General features: G+C 61.4%; 27 protein-coding genes. 19 read left to right on the top strand and 8 right to left on the bottom strand.

Annotation, left to right across the window (positions count from 1 at the left end):
• Window positions 1–70 precede the first annotated feature (70 nt).
• On the top strand, window positions 71–2,146 hold the full coding sequence (locus AC1DKY_RS10620; RefSeq protein ID WP_477179920.1) for a TonB-dependent receptor family protein: 2,076 nt from the start codon (window positions 71–73) through the stop codon (window positions 2,144–2,146).
• A gap of 47 nt (window positions 2,147–2,193) precedes the next feature.
• On the opposite strand, the gene AC1DKY_RS10615 is transcribed toward AC1DKY_RS10620, so the two are convergent.
• Together AC1DKY_RS10615 and AC1DKY_RS10610 are read right to left on the bottom strand one after the other, a co-directional pair.
• Window positions 2,194–3,732: a M56 family metallopeptidase gene (locus AC1DKY_RS10615; protein ID WP_441603998.1), complete on the bottom strand. Its 1,539-nt coding sequence runs from the start codon at window positions 3,730–3,732 to the stop codon at window positions 2,194–2,196.
• Window positions 3,733–3,740: 8 nt separating this feature from the next.
• The gene (locus AC1DKY_RS10610; protein WP_441603974.1) at window positions 3,741–4,115 is read right to left on the bottom strand and encodes a BlaI/MecI/CopY family transcriptional regulator; all 375 of its coding nucleotides are present in this window, start codon (window positions 4,113–4,115) and stop codon (window positions 3,741–3,743) included.
• A 261-nt stretch (window positions 4,116–4,376) separates the two neighbouring features.
• Between AC1DKY_RS10610 and AC1DKY_RS10605 the strand changes: the two genes are divergently transcribed.
• From AC1DKY_RS10605 to AC1DKY_RS10585, 5 genes are all read left to right on the top strand, one after another.
• Entirely contained in the window at window positions 4,377–4,922 is a 546-nt protein-coding gene (locus AC1DKY_RS10605; RefSeq protein ID WP_441603973.1) for a DoxX family protein, read from the top strand.
• Window positions 4,923–5,012: 90 nt separating this feature from the next.
• Window positions 5,013–5,594 carry a TMEM175 family protein gene (locus AC1DKY_RS10600; protein ID WP_441603972.1) on the top strand — a complete coding sequence of 194 codons (582 nt, stop codon included), beginning with the start codon at window positions 5,013–5,015 and terminating at the stop codon, window positions 5,592–5,594.
• A gap of 363 nt (window positions 5,595–5,957) precedes the next feature.
• Complete coding sequence (locus tag AC1DKY_RS10595) at window positions 5,958–6,632, top strand: hypothetical protein (protein WP_441603971.1); 675 nt, start codon at window positions 5,958–5,960, stop codon at window positions 6,630–6,632.
• 127 nt (window positions 6,633–6,759) lie between these two features.
• Window positions 6,760–7,344: a hypothetical protein gene (locus AC1DKY_RS10590; protein ID WP_441603970.1), complete on the top strand. Its 585-nt coding sequence runs from the start codon at window positions 6,760–6,762 to the stop codon at window positions 7,342–7,344.
• 16 nt (window positions 7,345–7,360) lie between these two features.
• A complete protein-coding gene (locus AC1DKY_RS10585; RefSeq protein WP_441603969.1) occupies window positions 7,361–7,729 on the top strand; it encodes a hypothetical protein in 369 nt (122 codons plus the stop codon).
• 120 nt (window positions 7,730–7,849) lie between these two features.
• Here the strand turns inward: AC1DKY_RS10585 and AC1DKY_RS10580 are convergent, their stop codons facing one another.
• Window positions 7,850–8,758, bottom strand: coding sequence for a LysR family transcriptional regulator (locus tag AC1DKY_RS10580; RefSeq protein WP_441603968.1), 909 nt, complete (start codon window positions 8,756–8,758; stop codon window positions 7,850–7,852).
• A gap of 111 nt (window positions 8,759–8,869) precedes the next feature.
• On the opposite strand from AC1DKY_RS10580, the gene AC1DKY_RS10575 reads away from it, so the two are divergent.
• Window positions 8,870–10,153 (top strand): MFS transporter, encoded by a 1,284-nt coding sequence (locus tag AC1DKY_RS10575; protein ID WP_477179919.1) that lies wholly within the window; start codon window positions 8,870–8,872, stop codon window positions 10,151–10,153.
• 12 nt (window positions 10,154–10,165) lie between these two features.
• On the top strand, window positions 10,166–10,684 hold the full coding sequence (locus AC1DKY_RS10570) for a VOC family protein (protein WP_441603966.1): 519 nt from the start codon (window positions 10,166–10,168) through the stop codon (window positions 10,682–10,684).
• Window positions 10,685–10,720: 36 nt separating this feature from the next.
• Here AC1DKY_RS10570 and AC1DKY_RS10565 read toward each other — a convergent pair whose 3' ends face one another.
• Window positions 10,721–11,608 (bottom strand): LysR family transcriptional regulator, encoded by an 888-nt coding sequence (locus AC1DKY_RS10565; RefSeq protein WP_441603965.1) that lies wholly within the window; start codon window positions 11,606–11,608, stop codon window positions 10,721–10,723.
• A gap of 148 nt (window positions 11,609–11,756) precedes the next feature.
• Between AC1DKY_RS10565 and AC1DKY_RS10560 the strand changes: the two genes are divergently transcribed.
• Window positions 11,757–12,185: an ester cyclase gene (locus AC1DKY_RS10560; protein ID WP_441603964.1), complete on the top strand. Its 429-nt coding sequence runs from the start codon at window positions 11,757–11,759 to the stop codon at window positions 12,183–12,185.
• 59 nt (window positions 12,186–12,244) lie between these two features.
• Window positions 12,245–12,469, top strand: coding sequence for a DUF2798 domain-containing protein (locus AC1DKY_RS10555; RefSeq protein ID WP_441603963.1), 225 nt, complete (start codon window positions 12,245–12,247; stop codon window positions 12,467–12,469).
• A gap of 38 nt (window positions 12,470–12,507) precedes the next feature.
• Here AC1DKY_RS10555 and AC1DKY_RS10550 read toward each other — a convergent pair whose 3' ends face one another.
• Window positions 12,508–13,083, bottom strand: a complete 576-nt coding sequence (locus AC1DKY_RS10550; RefSeq protein WP_441603962.1) for a TetR/AcrR family transcriptional regulator — start codon at window positions 13,081–13,083, stop codon at window positions 12,508–12,510.
• A 283-nt stretch (window positions 13,084–13,366) separates the two neighbouring features.
• Between AC1DKY_RS10550 and AC1DKY_RS10545 the strand changes: the two genes are divergently transcribed.
• The 4 genes from AC1DKY_RS10545 to AC1DKY_RS10530 all read left to right on the top strand — a co-directional run bounded on the left by AC1DKY_RS10545 (window position 13,367) and on the right by AC1DKY_RS10530 (window position 17,071).
• Window positions 13,367–14,794 carry an amidase gene (locus AC1DKY_RS10545; RefSeq protein WP_441603961.1) on the top strand — a complete coding sequence of 476 codons (1,428 nt, stop codon included), beginning with the start codon at window positions 13,367–13,369 and terminating at the stop codon, window positions 14,792–14,794.
• Between the two features lie 473 nt (window positions 14,795–15,267).
• Window positions 15,268–15,645 carry a type II toxin-antitoxin system RelE/ParE family toxin gene (locus AC1DKY_RS10540; RefSeq protein WP_441603960.1) on the top strand — a complete coding sequence of 126 codons (378 nt, stop codon included), beginning with the start codon at window positions 15,268–15,270 and terminating at the stop codon, window positions 15,643–15,645.
• 23 nt (window positions 15,646–15,668) lie between these two features.
• Window positions 15,669–16,004, top strand: coding sequence for a helix-turn-helix domain-containing transcriptional regulator (locus AC1DKY_RS10535; RefSeq protein WP_441603959.1), 336 nt, complete (start codon window positions 15,669–15,671; stop codon window positions 16,002–16,004).
• Window positions 16,005–16,240: 236 nt separating this feature from the next.
• Window positions 16,241–17,071 (top strand): SOS response-associated peptidase family protein, encoded by an 831-nt coding sequence (locus tag AC1DKY_RS10530; protein ID WP_441603958.1) that lies wholly within the window; start codon window positions 16,241–16,243, stop codon window positions 17,069–17,071.
• Between the two features lie 49 nt (window positions 17,072–17,120).
• On the opposite strand, the gene arsH is transcribed toward AC1DKY_RS10530, so the two are convergent.
• Complete coding sequence (gene arsH, locus AC1DKY_RS10525; RefSeq protein WP_441603957.1) at window positions 17,121–17,915, bottom strand: arsenical resistance protein ArsH; 795 nt, start codon at window positions 17,913–17,915, stop codon at window positions 17,121–17,123.
• 95 nt (window positions 17,916–18,010) lie between these two features.
• Between arsH and AC1DKY_RS10520 the strand changes: the two genes are divergently transcribed.
• The 3 genes from AC1DKY_RS10520 (at window position 18,011) to AC1DKY_RS10510 (ending at window position 20,032) form a co-directional block, all read left to right on the top strand.
• A complete protein-coding gene (locus AC1DKY_RS10520; protein WP_441603956.1) occupies window positions 18,011–18,529 on the top strand; it encodes an arsenate reductase ArsC in 519 nt (172 codons plus the stop codon).
• Complete coding sequence (gene arsB / locus AC1DKY_RS10515; RefSeq protein WP_441603955.1) at window positions 18,526–19,608, top strand: ACR3 family arsenite efflux transporter; 1,083 nt, start codon at window positions 18,526–18,528, stop codon at window positions 19,606–19,608. The genes AC1DKY_RS10520 and arsB overlap by 4 nt, the downstream gene beginning before the upstream one ends.
• A 64-nt stretch (window positions 19,609–19,672) precedes the next feature.
• The gene (locus tag AC1DKY_RS10510; protein ID WP_441603954.1) at window positions 19,673–20,032 is read left to right on the top strand and encodes an ArsR/SmtB family transcription factor; all 360 of its coding nucleotides are present in this window, start codon (window positions 19,673–19,675) and stop codon (window positions 20,030–20,032) included.
• A 40-nt stretch (window positions 20,033–20,072) separates the two neighbouring features.
• Here AC1DKY_RS10510 and chrA read toward each other — a convergent pair whose 3' ends face one another.
• Window positions 20,073–21,269, bottom strand: a complete 1,197-nt coding sequence (gene chrA / locus AC1DKY_RS10505) for a chromate efflux transporter (RefSeq protein ID WP_477179918.1) — start codon at window positions 21,267–21,269, stop codon at window positions 20,073–20,075.
• 172 nt (window positions 21,270–21,441) lie between these two features.
• Window positions 21,442–21,846, bottom strand: a complete 405-nt coding sequence (locus AC1DKY_RS10500; RefSeq protein WP_477179917.1) for a MerR family transcriptional regulator — start codon at window positions 21,844–21,846, stop codon at window positions 21,442–21,444.
• 62 nt (window positions 21,847–21,908) lie between these two features.
• Here AC1DKY_RS10500 and AC1DKY_RS10495 point away from each other — a divergent pair, with 62 nt between their 5' ends.
• Entirely contained in the window at window positions 21,909–22,541 is a 633-nt protein-coding gene (locus tag AC1DKY_RS10495; RefSeq protein ID WP_441603951.1) for a cation efflux transmembrane domain-containing protein, read from the top strand.
• Window positions 22,499–22,765, top strand: a complete 267-nt coding sequence (locus AC1DKY_RS10490; protein ID WP_477179373.1) for a GDCCVxC domain-containing (seleno)protein — start codon at window positions 22,499–22,501, stop codon at window positions 22,763–22,765. Before AC1DKY_RS10495 ends, AC1DKY_RS10490 begins: the two co-directional genes overlap by 43 nt.
• Window positions 22,766–22,776: the final 11 nt, after the last annotated feature.

The following is a 22,776-nucleotide window of genomic DNA, read 5'->3' as shown; positions in this document are numbered from 1 at the left end:
TGCTGCCTTCGATGCCACGGGAGGGGCGATGCATCCGCGGCGTGTCCACCTGATGATCGGCGCAGCGTGCATGACGTGTTGGCCGTGGATGGCCAGTGCACAGCAGGCCACGTTGCCGGCCGTGCAAGTCAATGCCAGTCGCCTCGACATGCCTGCGCTGGATGTTCCCGCGGCGCTCAGCATCGTCAAGGTGGCGCCGGCCGAAGTCGGCAATCCCGGTGTCAATCTTTCGGAGGTGCTGGTGGGCGTGCCCGGCATCCTGGCACGCGACCGGCAGAACTATGCGCAGGACGAGCAGATATCGATCCGTGGCTTCGGCTCGCGCAGTACCTTCGGTGTGCGCAGCATTCGTCTTTATGTCGACGGCATTCCCGCGACGTTGCCGGATGGCCAGGGCCAGGTGTCGCACTTCGATTTTGATGTAGCCGAGCGTGTGGAGGTGTTGCGCGGCCCGTTCTCTGTTCTCTACGGCAACGCCGCCGGTGGCGTGGTGCAGCTGTGGAGCGCGCCGGGTACAGCCACGGCGCAGACCACGCTGGGCGTTTACGCTGGCAGCAACGACAGTTTCCGCTATCTCGCCGACACGCGCGGCACCGTCGGCGCCATGGATTACAACGTCGCCGCTTCGCAGTGGCTATCGGGCGGCTACCGTGACCACAGCCGCGTCAATCGCCAGACGGCACATGCGCGCCTCGGCTTTGACCTGGGGCAGGGGCAGACACTCACGCTGGTGATGAACCACCTGGATCAGCCCGTGGCGCAGGATCCAATGGGCCTCACCAAGGCGCAGCTTCAGGCTGATCCGCGGCAGGCGTCGCCCGCGGCGGAGCAGTTCGACACGCGCAAGAGCACTTGTCAGGACCAGTTGGGCCTGATCTACGAACGGCCTTCCGGCGACGATGGGCAATGGCGCGCAATGGCGTATTACGGCCAGCGCGAGATCACCCAGTACCAATCCATCCCCGTCGCCACGCAAGCCAATCCGCTACAACCCGGCGGCGTTGTTCAACCCGATACGCACTACGGCGGCGCGGATCTTCGCTGGACGCATCGCGGCGACTGGCTGGGTGGCGATGACGAATTCGTGCTCGGCGGCGGTGGCGACTACCAGCGGCAGCACCGCCTGGGCTACGAAAACTTCGTGGGCGACACGCTGGGCGTGAAAGGTGCGCTGCGTCGCGATGAGGACGACAACGTCAACAACGTGGACGCGTATGCGCAGTGGTACTGGCACTTTGCGCCAGCGTGGGCGCTGACGCTCGGATTGCGGCATGACGATGTGCGCTTCAGTGCGCACGATTACTACATCACGCCGTCGAATCCCGATGACAGCGGCGACGTAAACTACTCTGCCACCACGCCGGTCGCCGCCCTGCAATGGCGGCCAGGGGAGACGCTGCGGCTCTACGCCAGCTACGGCGAAGGCTTCGAAACACCCAGCTACAACGAGCTGGGATATCGCAGTGATGGCGCGCCGGGCCTTGCCCTCAACCTTCGGCCCGCGCGCAGCCGCAACATCGAGCTGGGCGCCAAGTGGCAGGCCACGCAAGCACTCGCTTTCAACGCGGCCTTGTTCCGCGCCGACACGCGCGACGAACTGGCCATCGATACCAGCGTCAATGGACGCACCACTTATCGCAACGTGCCTGAGGCGAGGCGGCAGGGTGTGGAGCTATCGATGGATGGCGAGATCGCGCCATCCTGGCATCTGGTCGCCGGCTATACGCACTTGCAGGCGCAGTTCCGCAGCCATTTCCTCACTTGCACCGCCACGCCATGCCTCGCGCCGAACGTGCCGGTGCGCGCCGGCAGCCGCATGCCAGGCGTGCCGGAGGACTACGGCTCCTTGCTGCTGCGCCATGGCGGCGACGCGCGCTGGAGCCAGGGCCTCACGCTTACCGCGGCGGGCCCGACGACAGCCAACGATTTTGGCACCGCCCGCGCCGCCGGCTATGTCGTCGCGGACGCCGATGTAACCTACAGCTTCCCGCTGGGGCAGGCGACACACGTGCAACTGAGCGCCCGCGTGAACAACCTTGCTGACCACCGCTATGTCGGGTCGGTGATCGTCAACGACGGCAATGGTCGCTATTACGAACCAGCCCCGGGCCGAACGTGGATGTTCGGCGCGAGGCTGGTGTTCTGAGGAATGTTGTCCATCAGTTGGGGAGCTACGACTGTGCAGCGGATGGCTCACGGGCGGCGGAACGCACCGTCGATGGTTCCATTACGGTCGAGCACAAAGGCAACTTCCTCGGTGCCATTCTGATGGCGAACCAGGTACTTGTCCCATCCCTGGGGCGTGACTCCGGCAAACTCGTGGGATGTGACCGGACCAAGCCCGCTTAGAAAGGCATCGGCGCGCGGCTTCTGTTCGCGCATCAGCGCGGCCAGATCGGGGCTCAGGCGTGGAGCGTCGGGATTATAGGCAAGCAGGATCTGCAAGACCTGCTCGCTGTCGGGATAGGGCTGCTGGGCGCTCACACGTGTGTCGAGTGCGGTCTGGATGCCCTGGGCCGCTGCCGCGTCGATGCGCGGCGCCAAGACGTGGTTGCCGTTCTGGTAGAACTCGATGGCCGTGCTCTGGCCTTGCGCATTCACCACGAAATTCATATGTGCTTTGACCACTTTCAGGAAGAACGCAACATTGCTGCTCGGATAAATGGGAATGAATCGCTGCCCGGTAAGTTGCGTGGATAGCTGCGCCCCTTCCAGCTTCACCGTCATCACCGAGTAAGGGCCGAATTGATAGGTGCCCACATAGTTGGCGAGAATGGCGGGGCTCACATTCACCGCCTGCTGCGCCGAGGCATCGGCCACGTTGGGCGGCGTCACCTGCGCCGCGAATGCCGCCATGCCTACCGCGGCACCGATCATCGCCAGCGCGGTCAAGCGCGCACGCTTCCCTGGTTTAAGCAACATGATTTTGATCCTTTGCTCAAGAAATGATCCGGACTCCGACATGGCAGCCACGGCGCCTATGGAGCGGGACTGGTTCTGTCCCACTTGAATCAATGTTTCGCAGTAGCCCTTCACGGCCGACCCGCCGCGGAGGACGCGGGCGTCGCAATCCACTTCGATGGCGCGACGCAGCCGATGGAATTGCCACCACAGCGGTAGATTCCACGGCATGGCAACCAGCAAACACAGCGCGATGGAAAGCACGTGCGGGTCGCCTGCGTCCAGGTGCGATTGCTCGTGTGCAAGAACAAATCGCTGCCGCGCGGCGGGTTGTTGCAGTAACCAGGTCGGCATGACGATGCAGGGGCGAAGCAAGCCGACGACGGCGGGTCCGGCATCCGGGGCGACCAGCACCGGTGTGCCCAGGAGATTTCCCCGCGACCACAAGCGTTTTCGCCAATACAGCAGGCTGCCGCTGAGCACCAATCCAGCCAAAACGAGCAGTGAAGTTGCCAGCCAGACCCCATGAAACAACGTCTCGAGCCGGGCGGGTGCGATGCTGGCGTTCTGCATGCCGTGATCGAGGGCTGCCATCGGGAGGTGCACCGAGGTTGCCTCACGCAACACGATCCGTTCCTGGACGCGTGCCTGCTTGATCAGGCTCGGCACCTGGATCGTGACGTTGGGAATGATCACCGGCAGCAGCAACGAGGCGATCATGGTGGTCAACCAGATCCAGCGCTTTGATGCCTGGCGCTGCGTGGCGGCGTGTTCAGCGATCAGCGCCGCCAGGCCCAGTAGCACGCCTACGATCAGCACATAACCAATCATGGAGAGCATTACGGCTTGTCCTTGTCGGACTGTGCAGCCAGCAACTGGCGCATGCGCCTGATCTGTTCCGGGCTCAGTTTCTGATCGGACACCAGGTGCGAGAACAGCAATTCCGTCGAGCCCTTGAACAACTTGTCGGTCAGATGCTGCAGGGCGTTCTTGCGCGCCGCCTGCTGCTTCACGCTGGCAAAATAGCGATGACCGCGACCTTCCTCTTCGTGCCCTGCATAGCCCTTCGCTTCCAAGGTCCGCAGCACCGTGAGCACCGTGGTATAGGCAAGGGGATCGCTTAGACGCTCGCGGACCTCCGCAACGACCGAGGGGCCGTGGTCCCATAGCACCTGCATCACATCCGCCTCTCGGTCGGTGAGCGAGATCTTCATGGCGACGCATCCATCTACTATGTTGTTAGTAGATTCTATGCATCGGCGCGTGATTGTCAACTAGATCATTAGTAGATGGGCCATTCTGCCAATGCGGGTTGGCCCCGGATCCAGGGACAGCCAGACGATGCGCGCCTATGGGCGCCACAAGTCGCGTTCGCCGGCCCAGACCTGGACGTTGGTCAACGCACTCGACCCGGACCATCAGGCAGGCGTCTTGTCGCTGCAGGTAACTCTTGGAGGATCATTGGCGAATGGGCTATGGAGTCAGTCCCGGAATTCCTGCGGCAGACCCGTTGCATCGAGGAACCTGCTTTGACACCTATCACTCGTTTTCTACGCAACCTTGCCATTTCGCCGCTACCGGTGCCTGCGTCGTGGTACGCGCTGCCGCTGCGACTCATCGTCGGATTTGGTTTCGTCGAGCACGGCTATGCCAAGTTGGCCCGTGGACCGGAGGCGTTTGTCGCGATTCTCCACGCGATGGGCATGCCTTTCGCCGAGGTGTCTGGCTGGGCGACGATTGCCATCGAGGTCGTTGGTGGCTTGCTTGTGCTCTGCGGCGCCTTCGTGCCTGTTGCCGCGCTGCCCATGGCCATTGTGTTATTGGTGGCCATCGTTACGGTTCATCTGCCCAATGGTTTCAGTTCGATCAAACTGATGTCCTACGATGCCGCTGGTGCGCATTTCGGTCAGCCTGGGTATGAAACGGATCTTCTCTACCTGGCGGCATTGATTGCGTTGTGCATCGGCGGCGCCGGCCCGTTCTCGGTCGACGGCTTTCTTCGCAAGCGGCGATCGAGCTGATCGACTTGCCGATGGTGGAGTTGCCGGCAGGACCTTGCCAGCGATTCGCAAGCGATTCGATCCGGTGGACAGCGACGAGTGGAGACTGTCATGACCGTTCCCAGCAAGAGTCCTGAAAGGCTGATGATCTTTTCCGATGGCGTGTTCGCCATCATCATCACCATCCTGGTGCTCGAATTGCATCCTCCGCATGAGGCGTCGTTCGCAGCGCTGGGAAAACTCTGGCCTTCAGGCGTGGCCTATGCGGTGAGCTATCTCTTTCTCGCGATCGTGTGGGTGAATCATCACCATGTGTGTCGATACGTCGCCGAGGCTTCGCGCTCGTTGATATGGACGAACTTTGCGCACTTGTTCAGCGTGTCCTTTGTGCCCTTTACCACCGCGTGGATCGCTGAGTCGGGACTGGCGTCCGTTCCCGTGTTGTTCTACGCCGTCGTCTTCGCCCTGATCAATGCCACCTACGTGTTGCTGTGCAAGGAGGCAATCGATCGGCAAGGCGCGCATAAAGTGACTGCCGCGGATCGACGGGTGATGAAGATCCGGTCACTGACCACCTTGGCCACTTTTGTGGCGGCTGCCGTCATCGCTGCCTGGCATCCGCTGGTGGCAATGGCCCTGATCTGTTGCTGCCTGATCATCTACTTGCGACCGGATGCCTCCAGTCGCACTTAGCGGCATTCTGTGCGGTCGCCGCAGACGGCTCGCCCGGGGCTCGATCCAAAAGGCGCAAGGACTGCTTGCGACGGGAAGGCATGGCAGACGCTCGGGCGAGCGGATTTCGCGTGCAACCGGGGCGCGATTTTTTACGGGCGTCGTCATCATCGGGCTGCCGCTATGCTACGTCTTCGCAAGCACGGTGCTGTATCGCCAGCACAGGCGCATGGATGAGCTGAGGGAAGAGGTCGCGCGGCTGTGCAAGAATGATGGTGATCGTTTGGTTGACTGAGTGACGTACCTTGCGTTGGCTCGCCGATGTGCGCCGCCTGGCTCAGGGCCGCTGGAATGAGAGCGCTTTGTTCAAGGATAGGAGGTCCCGTGAGACACGTACTGATCGCCGGCGTCCTGGTTGTGACGAGCTTTTGCACTTGGGCGCAGACGACCCTGCCTGCCGTCAAGGTCACGGCGCCGCCGTATTCATCGGAGTCTGGCGGCTATCTGATCTCCGGCGATTTCAAGGTCGATCCGCGCATGCCGTCGGTGGTGTTTCCCGCACAGCCCCTGGTCAAGGACGACATCCTCAGCATCGAGCCCATCCACCTGCAGGACAACGAATACCTGGTACTGCAGGAGTGTGCATCGGCGGATTGCCACGAGGCCTCGCTGGTCCGTTATTGGAACTCCGACGACATCGGAGGGAACGATACGAGACATAACCGCTTGTGGATCACGCATGAGAACAAGTACTTCATCTGGCTGAAGCGTCTGCCGGAAGTGTCTGGACAGAGCTGCGGGCAGGGCTGGTTCAAGTTCGATGCCACCACGACGAAATGCGGCAGTCATTTCAACCACTTCCAGCAGATCAGTCCGCCGCTGATGCTGATTCCCACGGGCGAATTGGCGGCCTATCACAAAGATGTTCTGGAAAAAGCCGTGCTCGCCGACCCCTTGCAAGTGGTGAAGCAGACGCATGAAGGTTCCACGTATGTGGTGACCTATGACGGCGGCAGTACTGTACGCGTGCGACGCATGCATGCTGCACAGATCAATTAGCACGCTGCAGTTGGAATCCCGGCGAGGGCAGGGGTAAGGTTTGCGCCCGACTCATCGGGGACATTGCCGGCGACCCGGGCGGCCGTCACACTCAATGGCGAATTGAACGATCGGAAAGGGGCTTCGCGTGCGGCCACAGGTGCTGATCGCAGTGATCGTTTTGGGGATGATGCTCCAGGGATGTGCCCGGTCGCCGACCGTGCTTGGCCAGAGTGAGCAACAGTCGCTGAAGTCGATGGCGCTGTTTGGCGACGATGGGAATCCTCGCTTCACGGCCTATGTGGCCTGCACCAGCGAAGACCAAAGCTGCGCCTTGGTCGACAAGGCTTTCTCGGCATGGGCCGAGCAGCGTCGCATTGTCATTCATCTCGTAGAAGATGATGACGCTGCGTTCAAGAGTGGCATTCTTTCGTCCGGCAAGGCATCAAAACCGCCGTATCGGCTGGCCTTGCAGGTCAATCCACTGTTGGTCCCGAGCTTCTTTCAGTTTCGCGGCGGCATGCACGCCCAAGGGGGCTACAAGCCGCCACGAGTCGGCTATAGCGCCAGGATCTACGTCTTCGATGCGCAGACTGGAGCGCTTCTGAAGGACATGCCGGTGCATCAAGAAGTCACGGCCAACCCCGATAGCACGGCAAACCGTTATATCCAGTCGGAAATGGGCGTTTTGATCAGCTCGGTTGATCCGTATTACCACATGACCAGCAAGTGATTTGAGGGCGGTGGGCATGATCTATCTCTCCATGCTGCTGGTCTATCTGGGCCTCACTGCGATCATGTTTGTTGCCGTGCTCGCTGTTTGGTTCGCTGCCAGGCGCATGCCTGACTCTCGAAGGTCGCTCGTGCTTGTCGTCGTCGCGACCTTGCTGCTCACCCCGTCGTGGGGGCCGGCAACCATCGTCGTCGTTCCCGTCCCGTTCGGGATCGCGCTCCTCACGACACTGATGACGTGGTCTTGGAGTGAATTGGCCAGGTGGTTGGGCATGTTCCCGCTATGGCATGCGATTGCTTTTCCAGCCACCGCTTGCGTGTCTTACGTTCTGGTTCGAAAGCAGCCATCGGGCAAGTCGGAGACGGGCGGCTCTGCAGCCGTCTAGCTTCGATGGATTTTCAGGGCGAACGGTCCACTTCCGATCCAGGAGTCCGACTGTCCAGGGGAGTGGGGCTATACCGGCGGCCGCGGGGTGATAACGATTGCACGAGTAGCGCCGGCGGCCTCAGTCGATACGCAGCGAGGCAGTAAGCAGTTTGAGGATCGAATCAACCTTGGGGAGCAATTGACGGCTGCGCGGCCACACGAGATTGAGCGGCAGGCCTTCCACTTCCAGCTGCGGAAGAATCTTCACCAACGTCCCTTGCTGCAATTCGTCCCTCACTAGCCAGGTCGCCAGCTGGGCAATGCCGCAGCCGGCTTTGACGGCGCTGACCACCGCCTCGCCGCTGCCCAGGGCCATCGTTGCTTGCACCGTCCATGGTTCCGGCGGGCCGGCCTCTTGTGCGATCAACCAGGGGCTGGTGCTGCCGTCGGCTCGGCCGTAGACGATGGCCGCGTGCCGGGTGAGTTCTGCAGGAGACTGTGGCGCGCCATGCTGTTTGAGATACGCAGGCGAGGCGCACAGACTCAGGCGTTCGGCGCCCAGGTATCGATGTCCCACGGCTTCTGGCCAGATATTCGCGCCGCCGATACGCACGGCCACATCGATGCCTTCATCCACGATATCGACAAAGCGATCCGTGAATGACAGATGCGGACGAAGGTTGGGATGCTGCTCGAAGAACGGCAACAACACCGGCAACACCTTCATGCGACCAAAAGCAGCAGGCAGATCCAGGCGCAGATGACCGATGGGCTCCACGCGTTGCGCAGCGAGTACCGATTCTGCTTCCGCGAGGTCCGTGAGCACGCGCGCGCAAGTCTGATAGTACGCGGCGCCCGCATCGGTGAGGGATAGTGTTCGAGTGGAACGTTCGAACAGGCGCACGCCCAGTCGCGCTTCCAGTCGCGCCACGCTTTTGCCAACCGCCGAATTGGTGAGATTCAAGCGCTCGGCCGCTGCGGTAAAGCTGCCGGCGTCGGCGGTGAAGACGAACGCCTCAAGCCCTTTCAGTCGTTCCGACGGAGTCATCTTGCGCTCTAATTATGGAAAATCCATCCAGAATATATGGAAATAATACCCTAATAGAGATTACGTATCCGCAATAAGCTAGTGAAACCCTGACTAGTCCTCGATACGTTCATGTCTTCTCTGCCAACAGCGACGCCGGGCGGCACGCCGTCCGGGCGCGGCGCTGGAGCGATCGCCATCCTGGCGGTGGCCGCCTTCGTCATCGTCACTACCGAGTTTGTGATCGTTGGCTTATTGCCTGCGTTGGCGCGCGAACTGCGCATCTCCATTTCTGCCGCCGGACAACTTGTTACGCTTTTTGCATTCACGGTGATGCTGTTCGGCCCGCTGTTGACCGGCCTGCTGTCGCATATTGAACGCAAGCGTCTATTCGTGATCATCCTGCTGATCTTTGCCGCGTCCAATGCGCTGGCTGCGATGGCGCCGAACATCTGGGTCCTGGCGTTGGCGCGATTCATGGCTGCGCTCTTGCTTCCGGTGTTTTGGGGCACGGCCAGCGAGACCGCCGGGCAACTTGCCGGATCCCAGCACGCCGGGCGCGCGGTATCGATGGTGTATCTGGGCATTTCCGCGGCGCTGTTGTTTGGCATCCCGCTGGGCACGCTTGCCGCGCACGCCTTTGGTTGGCGCACCGCCTTTGCGTTGTTGGCTGGCCTGTCGCTGTTGATGGCGATGTTGATCGCGGCCTTCATGCCGACGCTGGAACTTCCACGACGCATGCGGCTCGTCGAGCAGGCGCGCATTCTCAAGGACCCGCGTTTTGTCGCCCATGTCGGTCTGTCGGTGCTGATCTTCACGGCGATGTTCACCGCCTATACGTACCTGGCGGACACGCTGGAAACCTTGGTTGGCGTTGCGCCTGCGCGGGTTGGCTGGTGGCTGATGGGGTTTGGCGCGATCGGACTGATCGGAAACTGGCTCGGCGGCCGCGCGGTCGATCGCAGTCCACTGGGGGCCACGTCCCTTTTCGTGGTGATCCTTGGTGTCGGCATGGCGGCGAGCGTGTCGCTCGCACGCGCCGGTGGCTGGTTCGACATACCGTTCGTGCTTTGGGGCGTTGCCTACACAGCCCTGTTTCCGATCTGCCAGGTGCGCGTCATGCGGGTGGCCTCGCACTCCCAGGCGCTGGCGGGCACGCTCAATGTTTCAGCTGCCAACGCAGGCATCGGACTTGGCGCCATCATCGGAGGCTTGGTCATACCGCATGGGGGCCTGGGTGCGGTGGGCTATCTGGCAACAGCGATGGCGGGCTTGGCGTTGTTGACGATCCCGTTCATCGCTCGACTTGGAAAACCTCGAGCGCTTGAAGTTGGCGACACATCGCCTGGCGGAGCATTTCCGGCAACGACTGCCGAGTCCGCGGGAAATCACCAAAGGGGCTTTGCATCAAAGTAACTCGGAGAAGACATGAGCATTCCCGGCATCAAAAAAGTTGATCACGTCGGTTTTACCGTGCCCAACCTCGACGAAGCAGTGTCGTTCTTTCGCGATCATTTTGGTTTCGAAGTCGCCTATGAATTTGGCCCCTTCGCGTCCAGCGATGACTGGATGTCGGTGCACCTCAACGTTGCCAGCGACGCGGTCATCGACAGGATCGTGATGATGACCGCCGGCAATACGAATCTGGAGATCTTCGGTTATGCCCCGACCGAAACCCAGGAGAAAACCCCGCCGCGAAACTCGGATATCGGTGGCCACCACCTGGCGTTCTATGTCGATGACATGGATAGGGCGGTGGCATACCTGCACCGGATCGGCCTTACCGTCCTCGGCGAGCCCACGGTGATGACGCAAGGTCCATCGGCTGGCGAAACCTGGGTCTATTTCCTCAGCCCGTGGGGCATGCAGCTTGAGCTGGTCTCCTACCCGAATGGGAAGGCCTATCAGTGGGTGGGGGATGCATCGTCCAGGCACTGCAAGGCGTAGGCTCTGGTCAGACGCCGTCGTGCCTCTGCGCAGGCGTTATTTTCTGACTCTCCTGGACGCACCCTCGGTCAGTGCTTCGATCAGCAGCGAAGTCAGGGTCTCGACGATATGGCGCGTCTCAGGCGACTCCCCAAGTACTGACACTTCGACGGTCGGCAGAGCTGGCCAGTGCCGGGAGGGCGCCATGGTTTTCATGCCTTCCTGTACCAGGGACTTGCTCAGCACCGTTACGCCTAAACCTCCCAGCACCGCCGCCCGCACGCCACTGAAACTGCCGACGGTGCAGGCCGCCGTCCATTCGCGTCCCGCTGACTCCAGCGCTTCGATCATGGTCTCGCGATACACGCAAGGCGGTTTCATCATCACCAGCTGTGCGGGAGTCTTCGGATCCATCCGGAATCCCGGATAGGCGGCCCAGACCAGAGGCTCGCGCCAGATCACACGCCCGCGTCGCAAGGCCCCGCTCTTTGGCGTCCTGGCTATGACGAGATCCAGTTGCTGCGATTCGTGGGCTGCGAGCAAGTCCTGGCTGGAGCCTGTAGTCAGATCGAGTGCGACTTCGGGATAGCGGCGACGGAATCCAGCGAGCAGGTGAGGTAGTTGTGTCTGCAGCAGGTTTTCCGAAATGCCGAGCCTGAGTACCGATGCCTTCGGCGGCTGCGTAACCTCCTGCATGAATGCCTGGTAGTGATCGAGCAGGCGTCTGCCCGCGACGAGCACCCGTTCTCCATCCTTGGTCAGATGCAGCGATCGGCTTGTTCTTTCAAACAGGCGCATCTGCAGCGCGTCTTCAAGTCGAAGCAGCTTTTGACTGACTGCGGACTGGGTGCGGCCGATGACTTCCGCGGCCGCCGTAAAGCTGCCCTGATCGGCCACCACGATGAAGGCCTTCAGCAGATCAAGGTCGATGTCGGATGCATTCATAAATAAGAAATATTTCTAAATGAGAGAAATATTATTCGTTTTACTTCTTGACAGCAACAGCTGAAACTGCCTCCCTACCGCGCCGAGAGTTCTCAGTACGCAAGGCGCCAACACCTCAAACCTGGCGAATACGCAGGAGACTGATCCCATGGCCGAGAAGCATGCTGTTCAAATCGTCGAACGATTCTGGCGCGAAGTGTGGCAGGGCAAGAACCCCGAGGCGGCCGATCACATCGTGGCCGAAGACTTCGGGGTCACCTCGGGCGGCGTCTTGATTGAACCGCGTGTTGCCTTCAAGACATGGGTCGGGGCATTCCTGCGTTCCATCAACGACTTCAAGTTCGACATTGTCGAAATGTTTCCCAATGACGCAGGGGACCGGGTCGTTACACGCTGGATCGTTACCGGCCGCAACAACGGCTTCATGGGATTTGAGCCTTGCCAGACGCCGATCCGCATGACGGGCACCTCGGTCATCCACGTGCGAAAGGATGGATTGCTTCAACACAACTGGGTGGAGCGCAATGCACTGGAAGTTCAGCGCAGCCTGGCTGCCGTGCGGCGGCAGGATCAGTGAGACGAACTGACCATGCTGTGCGAGGCGCGTTCGCGCTTTCGCATCGGCAGGCTATCCCGATGCGCAAGCTTCCCAAAAAATACTCCCACTATGTCTTTGGTGTGATCCAGTCAGGAATTACCTGCTCGATTGCCGCCGGCATAGCCTGCGCACCCTTCGTATCCAGCGGGACTTTTCTATCCCATTGGGTCCACGCCTATCTCTATTCATGGGTGATCATGCTGCCGCTCGTGGTGATGGCGGCTCCCGTCATCCGGAAGTTGGCAGGTGCGATCACCGAATAACGGGCGTCACCGGAGGGCAGCCTGGCGGGCGAGGGCGCTTACGATGGCAGCAGCCCGGCCGCCTGGTAGTTCTTGATCAAGGCATCAAAAAGCTTGATATCGGAGCGACCGCGCGCCATCAGCTGCGCGCCCGCTACGGCGGCGAAAATGGCGTTGGCGCGTTTCCTGGCGTCCTTGGTGCCCACGATGCCCGCCGCCACAAGCGTCTTGCCGAGCCACGCGACGTTGACGTCGGTGAAGGTCTCGACCTCTTTTTTTACCGCGTCGGGAAGATCGTCGAACTCGGCGGTCATGAAGCTGCATAAGCAAATGCGGTTGTCGTTCTCCAGCGACTTTCGGAAGGTTCCTGGAAATCGTCGCAAGCGGTCGGCAGGATCGGGAGTCTTGGTAGACAGCACTTCCAGTACCGCGGCCGCATCTTCCCAGTAGCGCCTGGCAACGGCGGCCGCAAGGTCGGCCTTGCTTGGGAAGTGGTGGTAGAGGCTGGCCGCCTTGATGCCAACTTCTTCTGCAAGCGCACGCAGGTTCAGGCCACCGTAGCCATGCGCCTGCGCAATCTTTGTCGCGACGTCCAGGATCTTGTCCCTGGAACTTGTGCCTGCCTGACTATCCACGAATCTATCCTCGATGACTTGAGCTGCGCAGGTAGCACGCCAGCTCGGTAATGGTGTTCACCTGCAGGCCGCCGGCCAGTTGATCGCACGAGCGGGGGGGCGGAATTCGGCCCCGCTTTTCACGATGCATTCTCTCAACAGCCAAGGCCGGGGCCAAACCCCGCGCACCGAAAAGTGGTTGACGGGCGGATAGTATGATGCTTATCCTCCAACCTAACAAGCGTTAGGTAGGCCGGCTCTCTGACCTTGTTATCCCCCTGTCAAACACGTTGAGACTCCCCCTATGAGCAACGAACTTATCTACCAGGATGCAACCAGGCTCGCCGAGCTGATCCGCACCATGGAAGTTTCACCCGTCGAGGTCGTACAGGCGCATATCGACCGCATCGACCAGACCAATCCCAAGATCAATGCCATCGTCGCCATGGCGGACGAGGCGCTGAAAGCGGCGAAGGAGGCTGAGGCTGCCGTTCTGGCGGGTGACAAACTTGGCCCGCTGCACGGCGTTCCCTTCACCGCGAAGGACTCCTTCGACACGGCGGGCGTGCTCACCCAATTGGGCTCGCCGATCTTCAAGGGGCGTATTCCCGATAGCGACGCCACCGCCATCGCGCGAATGAAGAAGGCGGGCGGCATTCTTCTGGCCAAGACCAATCTCCCGGAGTTCTCCTACTGGATCGAGAGTGACAATTTGCTTTCGGGCCGCACGCTCAATCCATGGAATCCTGATCGCACGCCGGGTGGATCAAGCGGTGGTGAGTCGGCGGCCATCGCGGCGGGCATGTCGCCCATCGGCTTGGCGACGGACGTGGCTATTTCGGTGCGCGGCCCGGCGGCCCTGACCGGCGTCATTGGTCTCAAGGCAACCCATGGTCGAATCCCGATGACCGGCGTCTGGCCGCGCGTGCCGCGTCGTTTCTGGCACGCCGGCCCGATGGCTCGTTCGGTTCGCGATATTGCACTCGCTTATGAGCTCCTGGCAGGTCCGGACGGCGCTGATGGATTCTCCACCAGCCCAACCACCCTGGATGCCGGCGTTGGAGCCATGCCGAACCGCCGGGTCCGCGTCGGCTGGCTCGTCGAGCCGGGTTTTGGCGCCGTCGACAACGATGTCGCGGCAACGGTCAAGGCCGCGGCTGAAGCGCTGAAGAGTGCAGGAGTGATCGTGGAAGAGGTGCGCATCCCCGTGCTGGAGCAGATCAATGCGCTCGAACTCCTGTGGAAACTTCAGGCCATGGAGACCAAGCCTGCCTTCAGGAAGGCGACGGCCGGGCACGAAGCGCTGATCTACAAGCATGTCCAGGGCGTCTTTGACACGCCTGACACCTCGATCGAAGACTTTGTGATCGCCGAACAACAGATCGAGACGATGCGTGACGGCTTCGCTCAGTACTTCGCTCGCTATGATGCGTTGCTCTGCCCGGTGACGCCGGTGCCGGCGCATGCGCATGACGCAGCGGAGTTCGTCATCAACGGCCAGGCGGTTTCTTCCTTGCACGTGATGGATGCGACCGCACCCTTGAGCGTTACCGGTTTGCCGGGCATGTCGATGCGCTTTGGCACGAGCAAGGATGGCCTGCCGATCGGTGTGCAGCTGGTGGCGCCGTGGTTTGCCGAATCCACGATTCTGCACCTGGGTGCGCTGCTGGAAGTCCTCAGTCCGGTCCGCGACCTGCACCCCAGCCTGGCCAACATGGGCATCGCGTCGTAATACCGCACTGGCGCCGTCAACGGCATTGGATTGGGCCGAGTCAGCGATGGCTTGGCCCGGGCGTCACGAAGTTCAAAAACGGTAGACGCCGGGGCAGGTTCACTTCTCAAATCGAAGGCTGGAGATAGCGATGAACCTGCCCCCATTTCTCGCAACCACCATGGGGAGGCAGATGCCTACGCTGACGCAATCCATGCGCTTGTGGCGCTCTCCTGGTGGCCGTTGAAGGATTAATTCTCGAGTGTGTTGCCAGAGTCGTGGATCGGATGCTTTGCGAACCGCATTTGGAATTTCGGGCATACCAATGCACGTCACGCCATGCGATGTAAATCGCAACGCGACATCCGTCGTTGTTGGATGCGAATGAGCTGCCGCCGCGACGTCCTGGGGACGCAGAGGGAAAGAATGGCTTGGCGGCCTTTGACAAAAGGTAACGTATATGTTACTTTCAATGAGCAGGGAAAGGACGCCTTGTGAAGCAGGTGAAGGAATTCATCGATAACCATGGACGGAACCGTTACCGCGAGTTTTTCGATGCGTTGGCAGCTGTTCCGGCCGCAAAAGTCGCGGCAGTGATTGCCCGATTGGCGGCCGGGCATACGGCAGGTTTGAAAGGTCTTGGCTGTGGAGTGGCCGAGTGGCGTCTGGATTGGGGGCCCGGCATCCGGATATATGTCCATCAGGATGGCGAGCAGCTCATCGTGCTGTTGGCCGGTAGTGACAAAAGCGACCAGCAAAAGTCGATCGCGATTGCCCGCTTGCTGGTGGCCCAATACAAAGCCGAGAAGAGGGTGGCAGGAAAGAAAGCTGCCACCGCAACGAAATCAAAGAAAGCCGTACCCATCACGTGATTCATGCTCGGAGTCGCTACGCCATGGCACTGACTGTCGACTATCGCGAGACCATCGCGAACCGTATTCAAAACGACGCAGCTTTCGCCCGCGCCCTATTGGACGAGGCGACTTCCATGCTTCTCAACGGAGAGACCGAGGCCGCGCGCTTGCTCATGCGTGACCTTACACATGGCCTGATCGGTTTCGAGGGCTTGGCCAAGGCCACGGGCACGCCATCGAAGAGCTTGCATCGAATGTTGTCCGCCAACGGCAACCCCGGCATGGATGCGCTCGGCGCGATTTTTCGGCAGCTCACGCGCGCAGTGCTCGATGCCCCGCTCGTGTCTGCCCACGTGGCTCCGGCAGGGGCGGCATAACCGGGTTTCGCAGGACAGCAGCAACGGCGGCGAAAAATGGGTGTGGCCTCATCGCGTCTTGACATGCCGCACCACACGGCAGTTGTAAGCTCAGTGCCATGTGCTACTCAGCGCAAATCGAAGCCGACTACGACAAGTTCGTTCGGGAGTTCGGCGCCGTCATCAGCCTGAAGCGCTTCGTCGAGCTGTTCTGGGAGAAGCGCAAGGACGGCGGCTGGAACAAGATCCCCAAGGCCATGCGCGAGCCGTTCCGAAAGCCGCGGGGCGAGGAGGGGTTTGAGCTGGCCAGGATTGTCGCCGAGGGCGATCGGGAGTGGGTCGAGAAGCTGCAGGCGGAGCTGACGCTGCAGACGGAGCGGCTGCTCAATGCCGAGGCCATCCTGGCTGGGCCCAAGCCGACCAAAAAGGCTGCCGAAGATCAGCGCATCGCCACCAACAAGATCAAGGCGGCGCGCCGCAATCTGGAGGATCTTGAGCGCAAGGAGCTGCTCGACAAGGACTCGCTCATCTATCCCGGCAGCTATGCCCCGGTGATGGTCGAGCGCGATGGTCAGCGCATTGTCGTTCCCATGCGCTACCAGTGCCGTCTGCCAGGCTGGAACGATGCGATCGAGCGTCGATTTCCAGGTACCTACAATGCGCGCCGCGACAAACTCGAGGAGTCCTGGAGCAAGCTGTTCGGCTATCGCCACGGCATCATGATCGTGACCCGATTTTATGAAAGCGTGGCACGGCACAAGATGGAGGGCAGGGAGCTGGCGCCCGGCGAGACGGAAGAGAGCGTCAAGCTAGAGTTCGATCCGCAGCCCGCACAGGAAATGCTGGTGGCGTGCCTCTGGAATATCTCGCCAGGCGCGGATCACGGCGTCGACTTGTTCTCGTTCGCCGCGATCACCGACGAACCGCCGCCTGAAGTGGCCGCCGCCGGTCACGACCGCTGCATCATTCCCATCAAGCCCGAGCACATCGATGCCTGGCTCAATCCCGATCCGAATAATCTCGCCGCGCTGTACACGATCCTGGACGATCGGGCGCGGCCGTATTACGCGCACAAGATCGCGGCGTAGAGCTCGCGCAGAGAGGGGCTGGTGTGCCTCCCGAGCCAGATCAGCAGGCTCAACAGCCTCCGCTTGCGCAGCAGCGGGGCGATTTCGAACGTGCACTGTCCTGAGGATCAGTCGATGCGGCGACAACTTCCACGACCTTTGCCGCGGCGGACAAGGCACGTGCTTCGGCGGCGCCTTTGCGTTCGCTGTAGCGGTCAACCAGGTAGTCGCTACGGTCACGCACCATCAGAGTGAACTTGAATAGCTCTTCCATCACGTCAACCACGCGGTCGTAATACGGTGACGGTTTCATCCGGCCGCTTTCGTCAAACTCCTGCCAGGCTTTGGCAACCGACGATTGATTGGGGATGGTCACCATGCGCATCCAACGGCCGAGCATGCGCAGCGCATTGACGACGTTGAACGACTGCGAGCCACCGCAAACCTGCATGACGGCCAGCGTGCGGCCTTGGGTGGGGCGGACACTGCCTTCTTCCAGCGGCAGCCAGTCGATCTGGTTCTTGAAGACGCCAGTCACCGCACCGTGGCGCTCGGGACTTACCCACACTTGGCCTTCCGACCACAGGGAAAGCTCGCGCAGCTCCTGCACTTTGGGATGGCTCGCCGGCACGCTGTCCAGGACGGGCAGGTCGTGAGGATCAAATACGCGGGTCTCGGCGCCGAACTGTTGAAGAATCCGCCCGGCTTCAAGGGCCAGTTTTCGGCTGAACGACTGCGGACGCAATGAGCCGTAGAGGATGAGGATCCGTGGCGGATGATCGGAGCCTGCGGGCAGGGCGAGCTTTTCCAGGCTGGGCTTGTCGAGCGCGTCGGCCGTGATGTGGGGCAGGTCGTGCAGCGTCATGGCGGGTTTTCGAACCGGTTGCGTCGATGTAACGATTCTATCATTATGGAAATATAGAATTACAACCGTCACTGCCACCCTGGGTACCAGGCACCATGCATCCTTGTCGCGTTCTCTTTATCTGTACTGGCAATTCGGCCCGCAGCATCTTGTCCGAAGCCACCCTCAATCACCTGGGTAAAGGGCGGTTCGAGGCGTATAGCGCTGGCAGCAAGCCGACGGGTCAGGTCAATGCCTATGCGCTGGAGGAGCTGGCGACGGCGGGCATTCCTATCGAGGGGCTGAGCAGCAAGTCGTGGGACCGATTCGTCGGCGAAGACGCGCCGCCGCTGGATATCGTGATCACCGTCTGTGATAGCGCAGCGAACGAGCCGTGCCCGGTGTTGTTTGGCGATTTCGTGCGTTCGCACTGGGGGCTGCCCGATCCGGCGGCGGTCAAGGGCAGTCCCGTGGCCATCAATGAAGCCTTCCGCAAGGCACATATGCTGATCACTTATCGCCTCATGGCGTTGTTGAGCCTGCCTGTCGAGACGATGAGTCAGGAAGACCTCAAGTGGGCGCTCGATGGTATCGGTGCGCTGACCGGTGAAGACGACAACGAGGATGTCGCATGACCGAGGCGACCACTGCCATGGATGTCGCGCCGCAGGCGGAGGTGGCCCGCATCGGTTTCTTCGAGCGTTACCTGACCTTGTGGGTGGCGCTGTGCATCGTGGCAGGCACCTTGCTCGGTCATGTGTTGCCCGGTACGTTCGAAGCGCTGGGCCGCATGGAAGTGGCCAAGGTCAACCTGCCGGTGGCGGGGCTGATCTGGCTGATGATCATCCCCATGCTGCTGAAGATCGACTTCAGCGCGATGGCGGGTGTGCGTCGCCAATGGAAAGGCATTGGCGTGACGCTCTTCATCAACTGGGCGGTCAAGCCTTTCTCGATGGCCTTGCTGGGCTGGATTTTCATTCGGCACGTGTTCGCGGCATGGCTGCCTGCGGATCAGCTTGATTCCTATGTGGCGGGCCTGATCTTGCTTGCCGCGGCGCCGTGCACGGCGATGGTCTTCGTATGGAGCAACCTGTGCGGTGGCGAGCCCAATTTCACCTTGAGCCAGGTCGCGGTGAACGACGCCATCATGGTGTTTGCGTTTGCGCCGATCGTGGGACTGCTGCTCGGCATCTCGGCGATTACGGTGCCGTGGCATACGCTGATGCTATCGGTGATGCTCTATATCGTTGTGCCGGTGCTGATCAGCGTCGTCCTGCGTCGCGCTGTACTGGCGCATGGCGGGCAGGACGCGCTTGAGCGATTGCTGGCCAGGCTGGGGCCGATCTCGCTGAGCGCGTTGCTGTTGACCTTGGTGTTGCTTTTTGGCTTCCAGGGGCAACAGATTCTCGCCCAGCCGCTGATCATCGCGATGCTTGCGGCGCCGATTCTGATCCAGGTGTATTTCAACTCCGGCCTCGCGTACCTGCTTAATCGGAAGCTCGGTGTGCCGCACTGTGTTGCGGCGCCATCGGCGCTGATCGGGGCAAGCAACTTCTTTGAACTTGCCGTGGCCACGGCGGTGGGCCTGTTTGGCGTGCACTCCGGCGCCGCATTGGCCACCGTGGTGGGCGTCCTGATTGAAGTGCCCGTGATGCTCTCCGTGGTTCGGATCGTGACCGTGAGCAAGCGCTGGTACGAGGCTGACGCGGCCTGAGTACTCAACGACACTGCCATTGCTCTTACACTTGGAAGGTTCCTGACCGAGCTTCCGGCACGCCATGCAGACCAAACAAGCCATCACCGTCCTGTCCGCACTCGCCCAAGAGTCGCGGTTGGCCGTGTATCGCCTGCTCGTGGAGCACGCACCCGATGGCCTGGCAGCCAGTGCGATCGCCGAGCGGCTGGGGCTGGCCAACGCCACGCTCTCGTTCCACTTGAAGGAGCTCGTCCATGCAGGGCTGATCACGAGCCGGCAGGATGGGCGGTTCATCTACTACTCGCCGGTTCTTGACGTCATGAACGACCTGGTGGGCTATCTCACCGAGAATTGCTGTAGCGCGACAGGACAGTCCTGCGCGCGCCCGCCCGCGGTCAAATCCACCGGCACCCAAGCGCGCACCAGAAAGCGCACGGCATAAGGCCTCGATCGCTCGTGTCGAGATCCCCGGATCGGCCCGATCACATCCATAGTGTTCGCAGCACAGAGGCCACGACGCACCAGGCGACGACTCCCAGCGGAGACCATCGAGCCGCAACCAGCAGCGCAAAAGCGATCAAGGCGATGGCAAAGTCTTCTGCATCGCGCACCGCACTCACCCACACCGGGTTGTACAGCGCAGCGGCCAACAGGCCCACCACGGCAGCGTTAACGCCGGCGAGCATGCGCGCCGTTTGATCGCGCGCAGCAAGTGCCCGCCAAAAAGGCAGGCTGCCCGAGACCATCAATAGTCCGGGGAGGAAGATGGCCAGCAAACTGACCACGGCTCCGAGCATGCCGCCGTAGCCGCCTTGCATCCGTTCGCCCAGGAATGCAGACAGAGTGAACATCGGGCCGGGCACGGCTTGCGCGGCACCGTATCCGGCCAGGAAGGTATCGTTGGTGACCCATCCCGGATCCACGACGGCCTGCTTCAACAGCGGCAGCACGACATGCCCGCCGCCAAACACCAGGGCGCCGGTTCGATAGAACGCTCCCGCAACCTGGCCAAGCGGCGGCAAGCCGGGTGCGATGGTCAACGCGGCGAGCAGCAAGACGGCATAGGCGCAAAGCAGTGTCGTGCCGAGGCGGCGGCCGTAATGCAACGAGAACGTCTCCCCCTGTCGTGCCGTCACGTTGCGGCACAGCCATGGTCCCAGCGCTGCACCGCCGGCAACCACCAGCAACTGCATCGCCGAACTGGCACTGACGGCAATCAAGGCGGCAGCGAGCGCGGCCATCAAAGCGCGGGGACGGTCCGGCGTGAGGGTTCGCGCCATGCCGAGCACGCCTTGCGCAACGACCGCCACGGCCACCAGCTTGAGACCGTGAATCACGCCCTGGCCGAGCGGGCTGGCAAGGCGATCGCTCAATGCGGCGAACGCGAACAGCAACAGCGCCGATGGCAAGGTGAAGGCGATGAAGGCGGCGATCGCGCCCAGCCAGCCGGCGCGCAACAAGCCCAGGGAGAACCCCAGCTGACTGCTCGCCGGCCCCGGCAGAAATTGGCACAACGCCAAGAGCTGGCCAAAATGTTCTTCATCCAGCCAGCGTCGCCGCTCGACAAATTCCCTGCGAAAGTAACCCAGGTGCGCGATCGGTCCGCCAAATGAGGTCAGGCCGAGCTTGAGGAAGGCGGCGCCCACTTCCCGTGCAGTGCCCTGGGCGGCGGCGTTCAAGTTTTCTTGCGGGACGGGAGACGATGTCGGCTTCATGGGCAATCGCACAGCGCCGCGATGCCTTGGTTCCCAAGAAGCTGCCTGCGGCATTGGAGACATGAAAGCCGACACGGGTCGGCAACAACGTCGATCTCCACGGTCTGGCAGCCGCCCAGCAGTGGCGCGTTGTTGATCATGCTGCTGTTCTTTGCGATCCAGACAGGCCGCGCAGAATCGTGCATGTCTCGCGGGTGTCCTTGTGGCATGTATCGATCATGCGATGCAGCTCCTTGGCGAGCGCCGCCAGCTCCTGCTGTTTGGCTTGGACTTGAGCCAGGTGGTTGCGGGCAAGGGCGTCGACTTCCTGGCACGACAAGGTGGACTCAGAGGCCAGTGTCAGCAGACTCTTGATTTCATCCAGATGAAAGCCCAGCGCCCGGCTGCGCACGATGAATTGGAGTCGCTCGACATCCGTCTCACCGTATTGGCGATAGCCGGCGATCGAACGATCAGGCTTCGGCAGCAGGCCAATGCGCTCGTAGTACCRCACCGTCTCAAGGTGACAACCCGTTCGTTTGGCCAGGTCGCTGATGCGCATGGCTTGACTCCGTAGCAGCTACGGACTTTAGCCTAGGCCATTGTTTCAGGGAGCACTAGACCATGGCCTGCTGTGACTGCGAATCCACCGGAAAAGCGCTTGCCCGATCGGCAGCGCAGCGTCGGATCCTGTGGCTCGTTCTGGCCATCAATGTGGCGATCTTTGTGGGCGAGTTCGGTGCGGGCTTCTTGGCGGACTCGACCGCCCTGCAGGGCGATTCGCTGGACAGCCTGGGCGATGCCCTGGTCTATGGGCTGAGTCTGATCGTACTGGGGCGCTCGCTGCGTGCCCGCGCTGGGGCCGCTCTCGTCAAGGGATGCGTCCAGCTCGCTTTCGCTGCTGCCGTGCTTGCCCAGGTCGTGCACAAACTGATCGCCGGCGCCGAGCCATTGCCAGCCGTTATGGCCATCGCGGCAGGTGTGGCGCTTGTGGCCAACGCGACCTGCCTCTTGCTGCTGACGCGGTTCCGCAGCGACGACATCAATATGCGCTCGGTCTGGCTGTGCTCGCGCAATGACGTGATCGGCAACACCGGTGTTTTGTTGACGACAGCCGTGATCGCCTGGACGGGCTGGGCGTGGCTTGACCTGGTTTTTGGCGCACTGCTGGCGTTGCTCTTTGTGCGGACCGGGATGGACGTGCTGGCCTCGGCATGGCCGCAGTTCCGCTCGGGCCCGGTTTCATCCGGGTCATGACCATGGATTCAAAACGGACACTCATCCTGCAAAGTACGGTGACCTGTCCGCTGTGCGGGCATCGTTCGCAGGAGACGATGCCCACCAACTATTGCTGGTTTTTCTACGACTGCCCAGGTTGTGGCGAGGTCGTGCGCCCCAAAGCTGGCGACTGTTGTGTCTTCTGTTCCTACGGCACGGCGCCTTGTCCGCCGAAGCAGCAGGAAGGTTCCTGCTGCCATTGAGCCGATGCCGT

This window comes from Dyella sp. 01N448, assembly GCF_056399225.1.
The sequence above is the reverse complement of the archived record's forward strand: the minus strand, read 5'-3'. Positions and strand labels throughout refer to the sequence as shown.